The organism is Alkalibacter mobilis, from assembly GCF_015594845.1.
GTDB lineage: Bacteria > Bacillota > Clostridia > Eubacteriales > Alkalibacteraceae > Alkalibacter > Alkalibacter mobilis.
In genome coordinates this window covers 1-12,052 of record NZ_JADNRK010000039.1, presented here as the reverse complement: position 1 = coordinate 12,052, position 12,052 = coordinate 1, and the positions used below count along the sequence as shown (strand labels likewise).

General features: G+C 35.1%; 9 protein-coding genes. 3 read left to right on the top strand and 6 right to left on the bottom strand.

Translation table 11 applies throughout. The features are described 5' to 3' along the window. Positions 1-177 precede the first annotated feature (177 nt). The 6 genes from IWB18_RS11805 to hsdR all read right to left on the bottom strand — a co-directional run bounded on the left by IWB18_RS11805 (position 178) and on the right by hsdR (position 9,583). Positions 178-1,977 (bottom strand): AAA family ATPase, encoded by a 1,800-nt coding sequence (locus IWB18_RS11805; protein ID WP_195683822.1) that lies wholly within the window; start codon positions 1,975-1,977, stop codon positions 178-180. A gap of 1 nt (position 1,978) precedes the next feature. Continuing rightward, positions 1,979-2,293: a helix-turn-helix domain-containing protein gene (locus tag IWB18_RS11800; protein ID WP_195683821.1), complete on the bottom strand. Its 315-nt coding sequence runs from the start codon at positions 2,291-2,293 to the stop codon at positions 1,979-1,981. Further along, complete coding sequence (locus tag IWB18_RS11795; RefSeq protein WP_195683820.1) at positions 2,275-3,354, bottom strand: ABC-three component system protein; 1,080 nt, start codon at positions 3,352-3,354, stop codon at positions 2,275-2,277. The genes IWB18_RS11800 and IWB18_RS11795 overlap by 19 nt, the downstream gene beginning before the upstream one ends. A 175-nt stretch (positions 3,355-3,529) precedes the next feature. Next, positions 3,530-4,912, bottom strand: a complete 1,383-nt coding sequence (locus tag IWB18_RS11790; protein WP_195683819.1) for a restriction endonuclease subunit S — start codon at positions 4,910-4,912, stop codon at positions 3,530-3,532. Further along, entirely contained in the window at positions 4,905-6,329 is a 1,425-nt protein-coding gene (locus IWB18_RS11785) for a class I SAM-dependent DNA methyltransferase (RefSeq protein ID WP_195683818.1), read from the bottom strand. Before IWB18_RS11785 ends, IWB18_RS11790 begins: the two co-directional genes overlap by 8 nt. Continuing rightward, positions 6,329-9,583, bottom strand: a complete 3,255-nt coding sequence (gene hsdR, locus IWB18_RS11780; protein ID WP_207740832.1) for a type I restriction-modification system endonuclease — start codon at positions 9,581-9,583, stop codon at positions 6,329-6,331. The genes IWB18_RS11785 and hsdR overlap by 1 nt, the downstream gene beginning before the upstream one ends. 233 nt (positions 9,584-9,816) lie before the next feature. On the opposite strand from hsdR, the gene IWB18_RS11775 reads away from it, so the two are divergent. The 3 genes from IWB18_RS11775 to IWB18_RS11765 all read left to right on the top strand — a co-directional run bounded on the left by IWB18_RS11775 (position 9,817) and on the right by IWB18_RS11765 (position 11,769). After that, a complete protein-coding gene (locus tag IWB18_RS11775) occupies positions 9,817-10,005 on the top strand; it encodes a hypothetical protein (protein WP_195683817.1) in 189 nt (62 codons plus the stop codon). Positions 10,006-10,185: 180 nt separating this feature from the next. Continuing rightward, complete coding sequence (locus IWB18_RS11770; RefSeq protein WP_195683816.1) at positions 10,186-10,782, top strand: hypothetical protein; 597 nt, start codon at positions 10,186-10,188, stop codon at positions 10,780-10,782. Positions 10,783-11,199: 417 nt separating this feature from the next. Then, positions 11,200-11,769: a DUF4230 domain-containing protein gene (locus IWB18_RS11765; protein WP_195683815.1), complete on the top strand. Its 570-nt coding sequence runs from the start codon at positions 11,200-11,202 to the stop codon at positions 11,767-11,769. Positions 11,770-12,052 lie beyond the last annotated feature (283 nt).

The following is a 12,052-nucleotide window of genomic DNA, read 5'->3' as shown; positions in this document are numbered from 1 at the left end:
CTATGAGAGAAGTGTACGGCATTAAAGAATAATCAATGTTGGTTCCTAGCCGGAACCGTTGGAACCGCTGTCCGGAGCCATTGGCACTAGGCTCCGGACAGCCTGGTTTCTTTTAGTGGAATATTCAATGATGCGGTTTTTTTATATGCATGAATGATTTAGCTTGAAATACTAGCCTCAATCTTCGGTATCTAAAGGAATAAAGCCTTTCCTGCCATCTCCATAATGGTTGAGCTCTGTATAATTATATTTGAGATCATATTTTATATCTTTATTTTCAAATATAATAACTTGGTTAAAGCAATCCTTTTCTATGATATCTTCTATCATTTTTTTCTCCATATAGTCATCAACCCATTTACCAGTAACATCTTTTTTCCGCTCTTTCAACGAGACTAATGGAGAATCTATAATCACAAAGCCCGGATGCAGCTGATTATTATCTATGCAATAGCGCATAAGTCCAATTACCATCGCTGACATAATAAAAGCTCTGTACCCTTTCCCCCATTCCGAACGTGCCTTTTCATTAATGACCAAGTCAAGCTTTTCAATATCAAATTTTACTTTAACTTCATCTGAAAAGCCCCAAGCTTCAAGAACATTTTCAATTACGCGACAATACCCATCATAAATAAATATATTCCGGTTATTTGAAGGAGCTTTTGTGTTTTTAACCTTTTCATTATAAAAAATAATATCGTTCTCAACAGAAACTAATTCTTGGTGATAGATTTCCAATGATTTTTTCATAGCTTCTAATTGGCGGATTTCCGCAATGTTTCTATTTAAAGAAGACAATATTGTCTGCTTTTCAGAAATGATTTTTGTTAAATTCTTATTTTCATCAGCTAATTTGTTAATATTTTCTTTATTTGAAGCCAACCGTTCAACTATGTCGTTTATCGCCACTTTAAGACCATCAACCTTCTGATTTAGTTTTAATGTATAGTTTTTATAATACTCAAATAATTCATCGCTGTTAGCAGGAGTTATAATATCAGGTAAGATTGACTGACTGCAAACAGGGCAGTCCAAATGAGGCAGTTGTATAAGAAAATCTGAATAGGTCAAAATCATCTGATTCTTTTTTAGTTCTGCCACGTAATGCTGATTTAGTTTTTGAAACTCTTCCATTTTCACTTCATCAGAAAAGCATTTCTTTTCAAAACCATGTATCGATACTTGATTGTCCGTTAGCTCTACATTCATTTTAGCAATCTCATCACGGAGATTATTTATTTTATTAATCATTAAGTGGATTGACTCTGACTCAGTATATAACTTAAAGTTCTTATTTCCCTCAATTGCATCAATCTTATCTAAAAGGCTTTTTCTTTTCTTTTGAAGAAACTGCACAACCCCTGTTCTCCGAATATTTTCTTCAGAGACATCTACCACTTCTTCCAATTCACTATCATCGTTTCCCGTAATGACATATTTAAAAACTGATTTTCTAACTGTTTTTTCTGTATATTGATCTGAACTGAAAGCAGAATTTTCAGAAATTATATCAGTTTCATCAACTGTAACAAGATGAACTATATCTCGAAAAGAAAGTGTCCGGGTATCATTTTTATTATTCTTTTTGAGTAATGCATTTTCCTCATGCTCTTGTAAAAGCTGAAGAAGATATCTTGAAAGGTTATTTGGGTTTGTTGCATCATGTTTGGTTGGCATGACATTCTTTTCTTCATTATAGTAAATCTCAACCTTACTTGAACCAATCATACGTTCAATTTTATACGGTTCGTCATCGACAATAAATTCTAAGGATAGAACACCATAACCTTGAGCTTCTGTAATTTTTTTGGGAAGACGCTCTCCACCTAATATGTAATTAAGACATTGAAAAGCATATGTTTTGCCTGTATCAGAGTCACCTGTTACTACATTTAATCCTTTTTCAAAAGATAATATGGCATCATTTTTCCCAGTTCCTGATAGTACTAATTTTGTTAACATCATTCTTTTCATATTATTCACCATTTGCTTTTTTAAACAATTCTTCTGCATCATTATTAATTAAGAAGAATTGTTCGAAAAAGTACTTTCCAAATTCTGTTATCGTATAATTCAATTGATAGTCATCATCAAAAGCAACGCTAATAATTCCATGTGAAACGAGATCCTTCAAAGCGATACTTACTGAATATTCAGTGACACCCATTTCATTTGCAATTATTTGAATATCTTTAGTCGTCAATGGCGAAGTGGAATTAAATATTTTCATCCCAATCGCCATATGCTCAAAAAGCATAGTAGAGATCAATTTCATCTTTGTTTCGTCCATTTTATTTCACTTCTTTCATTGGCGAGTTGATGACATATTCCTTGTCTGTCTTGTGGATGAACTAAATCATACTTTGAAAGTAAATTATGCTTCAAATCAATTTGAGCTACTTGTGTCATTACATCAAGAAGTCTTGTATACCCATCTGGATAGATTTTATCAAGAAGATCGTATATCCCAAAATAAATATCATTTGTTAAATCATCAAAATAATCTTCTTGCAATAGGTGTTGTGACGCAAATAATTTTAAGTTCTCTGCTGAATAAAACCGTTCTCGTTGTATCTTTAAGCTCTCCATATAGCGTGGAAATTGTACCCCCAATTCTTCAATGGTATTTATAGTAACGTTTTCTTTCTCTGAAACAGCCGCAAGAAACTTTTGGATATATATATTCTCATAATTTTCAACCACGCTTGGAACATCAACTCTTCTATCGCGTCTTACTGTCAATCCGCCTCCAAATCTGAATGCATAGAAAGCAGTAGCTTTATGCTCCTCTATTACCTCAAGCATTGTTTTTGTTCTTAAAATGCTAAAATCAAATTCTCGTATATACGACTCAAGAGAAGGATTTAATTCAAGCGGTTCACTAGTGATTTTGGTGCGACAAGTAGAACTCCATTTCTCAACTAATGTGCTATTTATTTCGGAATAGTTGTCAATCATATCACTTAATCCAACTCCGATGTCCATTGGTGCTAAAATGTAGTATTCCTTTGGTAACGGAATTTGATTTGTAAATGTGTAATATGTTAGTTTACCTAGTTCTGGTAGCATATCATTTGGTCTTAAAGAATGATTATAATGTTTGCATTGATAATAAATGTATTCCCCTGCACTATCTCTTGCAACAACATCGCGCCCTTTGTCGCCTGCACCGCCAAATCCTCGGACTTGATATCGGTCTTTAAGCGAGACAACCCATTCTCTAATAAACAATTCAAATTCATTATCATCATAGCTCTTTACTCTCTCGTATGGAATGCGAGTATCACCTTCTGTTTCCATTATTGTAACTTTTTCTGGAGCCGGAAAGTGATTTAACATTTCAAAGCTCATAATTTATCCTCCATAACCTATAACAATCAATCTCAAATTTTCAAGATTCATTGTATAATTCTCTTTCTCATTAAACCCCAAACCCTACTAAAAGTGAATATCGTTTTGATAAAATCGTCTAAAACTGGATTGCCCTGATACTATTTCAATCGCCTAGGACCCTGAAAGCAAAATCTCACTCTAAAACCGCTTTTAACAACACAAGTACATTCTCATCATCTAGATTATTCGTCCCTAATTCCCCTCTAAACGCTCGAGCAAGAATAGATTTTTTCATTAGATTAAGATTATCAATTAAATTAAATAATTCTTTTGCTTTTTCTTCTTTTTCGAACATACTATCAATTAATTCTATAATCTCAATTTGTTCACAATATTTTGGCAGTTTTAGAGAATAATCTTCTAAAAATTTTTTTGGTACTCTTTGCTGTCCGACAGCTCCAGTCATGACTGATTTTGCCTCATCTCTAAAGAATTGACTTCTTAGGAGGTGATACAAAAACCTATTATACGCGTTTTCTGAACACCTTAAAACATGAAATTCTGTTGAACCAAATCCAATATCATTTACTAATTTTCCAACTACTGCACACTTTCCGTTTTCCATACACGGAGTTATTTTTGCAAAAATAATATCTTCTTCTGAAAAATTTGTATATCCTTTTTTTACTTCTTCAAAAGTTCTAACTTGCGGCGATATAATCTCACCTAATACATCTGAAACAGCTGGCATTGGAATAAAACTAACAAGCAAATTATCATCCAGCTCCTTTGTATTAATTCTTTTGGGATTAATAGTACATATTTCAGAAAGTTTGTTTTCTTCCCAGCTTTCAATCCCTACTCCGTTCTCTTCTCTCCACCGTTTCGTTAACTCTCCAGCAAATGCCTTATGTAGAATTGCTGCCTTCCTATTTTCAAAAGTATCCAGTGCATCCTGAATCAACTCTTTTGCTCGATCAAGTTTTTCAAAGAGGCTTTCTATTCTACTAATAATTCGTTGTTGCTCTGCAAGAGGTGGAATAGCCAACTCAATACTACCTAGCTGTTTTTGATTTATGCTTACTTGGTTAACAGCTCTATTAATCCTTTTTATCACACTATCTTTATATTGATATGATTGAGAATAAAATTGAAATAGTTTAGGACTATACATCTTATTGAAAGTTAATCTTAAGAGATTCATTCCATGAACTAGCGGTAACATATTCGTCTCGATCAATGCAGTTTTTCCAACATGTTCAGCGCTGTTTATATGGCTTAATGCAATATCATTTGCTTTATACCAATCGCCTTGTCTTATTTTTGTCTCATCAATAATAGTACCTAATCTATTAAAATCGATTGTATTATTCTGTAAAGATTCAATTCTAGTAACTGAATATCCATTATTGCTCTTGTCTTGTTTAATCGTAGTCCCATTTTTGATTTCTGAAATTACAGAGTAAAGTCTCACCCAAATCCAATTTTCAGGTATTTGATATGGTTGTTCATCTAATGGTACTAATGCTTGCTTTAATTGTTCTTCTGAAGACAATTCCTGTTTTTTCTTAGTCATTAAACTTCTCCCCCAGCGAGTGAAGTTCTTTAACAACACTTCTAATCAAATCAATGGCTTCCTCCAAATTAGCAATTACTTCTTCTCCGCTTTCAATCGGGTCTTGAAGATCTTCATAATCTAAGATACTGTCATCTCTTATCAAACCCAAATCAAGACTGTCATTCTTTTCTTTGATCTGCTCCCTTGAAAAACATGAAAATCTTTCGTCTCGAACTTTACTACGGTCTTCTGCCATATATGCTTTGATAAACCCATCAAAGTTGCTTTCTTTAAGTGGGTTTGTTTTCCCGAACTTTGGCATATTTGTTCGCAAGTCATAAAACCATACTTCTTTAGTATTATTCTTTTCTGTCTTTTCTCTAGTGAAAAATAAAACGTTAGTCTTAACACCCTGGGCATAGAAGATTCCTGTTGGCAACCGAAGTATAGTATGCAAGTTGCACTTGTCCATCAAATCAGCTCGTATTGATGCACCATCGCCATCAGCAAAGAGAACATTGTCAGGCAGCACTACTGCTGCTCTCGCTTTTCCATTATGCTTAAGACTTCTGTAGATATGCTGTAGAAAGTTTAGCTGCTTATTAGAGCTAGGAAATGTTAAGTCATCCCTTGTAGTACGCTCACCACCCTTTTTGGTCCCAAAAGGAGGATTTGTCAATACTACATCGAAATCATGCATAACCTTCCCTTGATTCGATAATGTATCCCCTAAAATAATCTTGCCTTCAATATCATGAAGCATCGCATTCATAAGGGCTAATCTATGCGTCTCATGCACTAATTCACATCCAGTAAAAGCTTCTTTTTTCTGAAACTCTTGCTTTTCACTAGAAAGATCATATAGGTTGTCGGTTTTGTCTTTAATATGTTTATCCGCCGCTATCATAAACCCAAATGTCCCGCATGCAGGGTCATTGCACTTTTCTCCTGCTTGTGGATCGATAAGCTCTGTCATTACATTAATAAGAACTCTGGGTGTGAAATATTGACCTGCTCCTGATTTTTTCTCGTTTGCATTCTTTTCTAAAAGCCCTTCATATAGGTTACCTAAACCTTCTTCCTTAGCTGAATACCAATCAAGTGCATCAATAGAAGTGATCAATTTCTCCAAGTTTTTGGGTTCTTCAATGTTTGACCTGGAACCATTGTAAATTTCTCTTATTCTTCCAGTGCACTCTTCCCCTAGATGATTTAAAAGATCATTATAGTATCTTCTTAATGCTACTCCCTGTTTTTTCACAAGAACATCCCATCTGTAATCCTCTGGAATCTGCTTCTCAGTTCCTGTTTCTTTTGCCATTTTCAAAAAAAGAATATAGGTAAGCTCCGTTACATATTGATGATACGTTATACCATCATCCCTTAGTACATTACATAGATTCCATAGTTTTGCTACAATCTCTTGATTATTCATTAAGCTACACTGCCTCCATCGTCATACAAATATTCGTTCAACTCAGTTATTATATCATCTAATTGATGCGTAAAAATCTTGTCTATTCTATTAAATCCACCGTCTGATTTAAAAGAACCTGTCTCGAATGTATCTCTGTCAACTATTGTTTCTTTCACAAGGCTCTTTTCAATGCGCTCTATCCATTTTTGCTGCATCTTTGTAAAATCATGATTTTGATTCAATCGTACTATTGCCTGGTGAATTCTTTCTTCATGACTTAAGAGTGCCGAACCTAAAGCTTGTTGTCGTATGAAGCTGATGATATCTGCAGCTATGTCTTCATTTTTCATTACTTTCCATGCAGTATTTAATTGTTGCTCATTAAAATTGTGCCTATCCAGCTCCAATTTCAAGCTTTTCAAAGTATCTCTTGTAAGTTCTCTTGGCCTAGTACAGATTATATTTAATGCCGCTATTTTATTCATATTCTGTGTGACGAACTCTTTGAATTCATCAAGGTAGTCAGCAGGCTTTTTGCCCTCGCCAAATCCGCGGGTATGCGCAGTCAACTCATCTTCTTTGTCAGAGACAACTATGGGCTTTTTTGGATCAGTACTTCCCTCGTTTAAGAGTTCAAAGAGCCGTTTGTTTCTTAGGATGTGTTTCTTAGCTTCTTCAGGAGACATGTTTTTTAACTTGTTGATAAATCCATTAGGATTATCTCCATCCGTCAAATCAGCAAAATGCTCCTTCATAGCTTCACTCATTTTTCTTTTTTTACGTTGCATCTTTGCTATGATCATATTGATTTGGTTCTCCACACGTTTTTCATCCTCAACATGCTCAAGACCATTCAATAGGTCATTAAATGTTGAAGATGGATTTACTACAACTGGTTTCATGGTTGATACATCTTCTATTGATTCATAAACACCCACAGGATCAATTATTTCAAAGTGAGTTTTATCTATGCTAGGACATAATCTAGTTGCTCGTCCCATCATTTGTTCAAATAAGATCCTCGACTTCACTCTTCTCATAAAAACAAGGGTCGTTATCTCAGGCACATCTATTCCTGTGGTTAACAAATCGACTGTCACAGCGATATTGGGATATTTCTCATTTTTATATTTCTTAACAGCTTCAAGTACCTTTTTCTTGTTTCCACCACCAATACTGCCAGTTATTTTCACAATGGCATCATTGTCTACACCCAACGGTTCGTATATCTCTTTCAATATTTTTACTATCATGTCTGCATGACTATCATTAACTGCATAAATAAGTGTTTTACCTTCACCTTCAGGATCAATAAGCTTTGAGATTTCTTCTAGTACAGTCCGATTAAAGTTCTCTGTAATAACTCGGCTGTTGAATTTCTCAACATCAAACTTGAGTTCATCCTCTAGTTCATCACTATTGGTTATTTCACCTGTAATTGGGTCATAGATTACAACAGTCTCACCAACTTTATATACTATCCCCTCTTCCCTCAGCTTCGTTGATATGTTGTGAGGGGCATCATGATCTACAAGATATCCATCTATCACAGCTTCACGATAGCTATAATTGTATACTGGTTTGCCGAATATCTCGCTTGTATGTAAGGCCGGAGTAGCAGTTAAGGCTATCTTTACCGCATCAAAATAATCAATGACCGACCTGTACTTACTAACATAGTCATCTTGATTTCTATAAAGAAGTTCTTCTTCATCCATTTCTTTATCAAGGATATATCCCCTGTGCGCTTCATCAATAACAATCAAATCATAGTCTGCAACTGAGGGGATCGTGTCCTCTTCATTGTAAAGTATGCGTTTGACTAGACTTTGTACGGTGGCAACTTGGATTTTAGTTTCTTTTTCAATTAGCTTTTCTTCCAGGTTCTTTATGTTGTATATTTCATCCAGGGTCATCAAATCTTCAATCTTCACTTCTTTAAAGACATCTTGTGCCTGCTCACCCAGGGTATTTCTGTCAACAAGGAACAATATTCTTTTGAAACGGCCTGTCTTCAAAAATCTATAAATCAATCCAAGTACTGTACGGGTCTTTCCTGTACCTGTGGCCATGGAAAGAAGTGCAGTCTCTTTATCTTCAATAACTGCGTTTTCAGCGGCTTCAATCGCTTCGATCTGATATTCTCTTAAATTCAGTCCATCCTTATCCCTTAACAGATCATAAGAAGACCCCTTTAGTAATTCGTTTGATCCTTGAACATCTTTTTCCAACAACTCTAATAACCCTACAGGACTCATCCATCCTTGTTGGGCTCTTGGTATATTGGAGTGCTCTCTTGCATCAAGAAACCAAATCCCTGACTTAGTTTCCAGCTGCTTTAGATATTTCCTCCCGTTTGTGGCAAATAGAAATGGGACTTTATAATCTCCCCATGTTGCTATCTGATATTCCTTGTGCTCTTCCTTTATGAGTTTTGCATATTCTTTACACTGATTATCTATTACAGACGGAATATCCATAAACTGGCGTTTTGCTTCTATAATCCCAACAAGTTTAAGACCTACAAACAATGCATAATCAGCATACCCGCAATTCCCAACAGCTGAGTCTGTAGGCCATTCTGCAATTGCAAGATTCCTACCTTTCTCAGGTCTTATCCCTTTTGAATATCTAAGCTTGTTCGTATCTACTTCCCATCCAACTTTACGAAGCTGCTCATCTATAATGTACCTAGTATCGCTTTCTGAAAGTTGCATGCTTTCTGTTGCAGCTATGGCTCTCTTGACTCTATCTTCTGTTGGAACTTGTGCCGGTTCAAGACTTTCTAATTGTTTTGAAAGATCTTCTATTAATTTCTCTTGTTTTTCAACCAATGCTTTGTAATCGGTCGCTTGACTTTGATCTTCTGGGATGACAAAACTTTCTTGAAATTGATCCGTTTCTCCGTACGCGTTGCTAAACCAAATACTTAAATTGAAAGCCATTTCCAGTAGTGTTGAACTATCTTCGAAAGAATCATATCCTTCATGAACTGCTCTATTTCTAGCCTTTCTTAAGGCATACAGTATCTCGTCAATTTCTTGTGGGAGAAGACTTTCTTTCTTTAAAACTCTAATCCTATTTGCGTGTGTATTATCAATTTCGGGTTGCTCGATGTTGTCTAATTTGTACATCAGATTAACTACAGTTTCACCTATCATACCTAATTTGATCAAACACGAATTAGGATCATTATACAAATAATTTTCAGCTGCATTTCCGAGACTCTCCAATACCGGAAAAGAATCTTTCAAAAAAATAAAGTTAGACATTATTGATCAACCCCCTAGTTTCGCTCCCGAATTTCTTTCTAGAAGTTATACAAGTTATGCAATGTTTTTTGGATCTATTCTTGTAATTTAGAAATAAATTTGCACATGTTACCATTATATCATTAATGAATCAATAACCAAATATTCCACTATCTTACTATTTAACTTTTCCCACAAGATTTCAAATATATATCATAGCATTGTACCAAACAACTAAACGAAAGGAGCGTGCTATGATTAATATTGATAATCATTCAGAATTGGGTAGCATACCTAATGCGATTCCTGTAGATGTACGTACCGAAACATCCAAGCTCATTGATCTTTTAGACGAAAACTTCGGAGCAGATCGGGACATTATAAGGGATTTGGGTGGCTTCCTCATACTCAAAGGAAACCTGGGACAAGGCTCAATAACTTAAAACTTTCCGTGCTAACAAGTATCCTAGATCGTACTCTGGATCCTTCCCCCTCGCCAGTCTTCTTAGGTGTCCAAAATGCGGGGCTGCATGGTAGCTACTAATACGATGAACACTCTCAAATACGGTACAAAAAAGAAAATCCGGTAGTGCAGCTGTGGGGCTTACAGGAATAAAGTCACTATGGCGCGCAACTCCAATTCCGCCAGAGCCGACAAAGCAGAAGAGTATGCTTTCAGTCGAATCAAGGAAGTCCTTTTAAACAAAATGGTTCCCAAAGACATTGTAGCCAACGTCAACCGAAGGAGCGCTAAAAGCATCAAGCCACTGTTCACTGAGAAGGCAACGATCGAGATGCAACTTGCAGACTTTGAGATGAGAAAAGTAACAGTCTTCGACCTGTACGAGGGCGGGGATCTTTCAAAAGACCTTTTGACCTCACGAATCAAAGAGATTGTAGAAAGTCAGAATTCCCTAGTAATACGCAGGTCAGAGGTCGAGGAGCAGATCACCATAAACTCGGACAACCCCATTCCCTACTGCATCATAAAGGATGCCATGCAAGACTTCAACAAACTAATCAATGCTGCCGACAAGGATCAAAGAAAAATGTTCCTGCAGCTGATCATTAAAAAGATTACTGTAGGAGATAACAGAAAAATTGACACCATTGAGATACACTTCAATGAATCGATAAGAAACATAGTAAAAAACTTCCTGGGAGAGGAGTCTTCAGACAATGAAGACTCCTCTCCTTTTTTATTTTCATTGGCAATTTAAATTCACCCTAAGATTAATGTAAGCCATCTTCCCCATGCAACAGGTGTAGATGGCTTATGTATTATTCTTCCACATTATATGGTAAGAATTTGAAAATAATGATATGCTTATTTTATATGTATTTAAATGATTAAAATTAATTGACTATGAAAAAGAAAAGCAATGCAATGTAGAAGAAGTGGATGGAAAACCTGTCGCATTGGTCAATATTGCTTTACAATCTCCATCTGCTCCTGCTGATTTAATAGCAGGGTTGACCGAAAATGTTTGGAAATTCTTCAAAGGTTTAGAAGAGCTTAGAAATGAATATCTGTGTTTAGACTTTGTCTGAGAATAGATTGGCATTTTTAACGGAGCAATTTAGTCATAATTACACACAATATAAAAAGAGATTTAATTAAGGGAGATGAAAAACATATGATCATGCTAAAAAAACTAGTAGTAGCGGTGATGATTCTAGCTGGTATAGTTGTAGGTGTTGGATTAAGTCCGTTTATAACATCTGGAAGCCAAACTACTGAAATTGGATTTGAAAATATTGGGGAGTTGGCTACACAATCTGCGTACTGTACAGAATTAAATGTTACAGATAAATCAAGAGATTTGTTTGGAGTTACAATACCATTCACACAAAGTGTTTACATGTATAGTTATGATATAATTATAAAAGCAGGGTATGATTTCGAGGATATTAAATGGGATGAAAATGAGAATAGAATTGAAGTTACATTACCAAAGGCAAAAATATTAAGTAATGAGATAGATTTGGATTCTTTTAAAATATATCATGAGAAGGAAAGTATCTTCACCAAAATTAGTATGGCAGAAAATAATGAAGCAATACAGAAGTTAAAACAAAAAGCAGAGAAAGATGCTATTGAAAATGGTCTATTAGAAAATGCTCGTAATAATGTAGAAACAATATTAACAGGCTTTTTTGGTAATGTATATGATTTGAAAAAATACGAAATAATTTTCAAAGACTAATAATTAAGAGGAATAGGTGCGAAAAAGAAACTTCTTTTTATGTTAGGAATTACTATAAGTATAATTTGAAATAAATCATTCTAAAAACCGTCAGTTAAACGATACGGTGAACTGTATCATAAATAAGACATCTTGGGTAACTCCTCCAGGGTGTTTTATGGTACCGTCAAGATTCTTTCGCAAAATTAATTAGCCATTTGGTTTGAATATATTTAAAGAGCAACTGACTCTGGGTTGTCAAGCTCCATTCTTTCCAGGTGTTTCATGTTTAAATACCGCTTGC

Bases quoted from the DNA above. Each gene is read 5' to 3' on its own strand.
- IWB18_RS11765 (WP_195683815.1), top strand. From the start codon at position 11,200: ATGATCATGCTAAAAAAACTAGTAGTAGCGGTGATGATTCTAGCTGGT.
- IWB18_RS11790 (WP_195683819.1), bottom strand. From the start codon at position 4,912: ATGACTAAGAAAAAACAGGAATTGTCTTCAGAAGAACAATTAAAGCAA.
- IWB18_RS11805 (WP_195683822.1), bottom strand. From the start codon at position 1,977: ATGAAAAGAATGATGTTAACAAAATTAGTACTATCAGGAACTGGGAAA.
- IWB18_RS11800 (WP_195683821.1), bottom strand. From the start codon at position 2,293: ATGGACGAAACAAAGATGAAATTGATCTCTACTATGCTTTTTGAGCAT.
- IWB18_RS11785 (WP_195683818.1), bottom strand. From the start codon at position 6,329: ATGAATAATCAAGAGATTGTAGCAAAACTATGGAATCTATGTAATGTA.
- IWB18_RS11770 (WP_195683816.1), top strand. From the start codon at position 10,186: ATGGCGCGCAACTCCAATTCCGCCAGAGCCGACAAAGCAGAAGAGTAT.
- IWB18_RS11795 (WP_195683820.1), bottom strand. From the start codon at position 3,354: ATGAGCTTTGAAATGTTAAATCACTTTCCGGCTCCAGAAAAAGTTACA.
- IWB18_RS11775 (WP_195683817.1), top strand. From the start codon at position 9,817: ATGATTAATATTGATAATCATTCAGAATTGGGTAGCATACCTAATGCG.
- hsdR (WP_207740832.1), bottom strand. From the start codon at position 9,583: ATGTCTAACTTTATTTTTTTGAAAGATTCTTTTCCGGTATTGGAGAGT.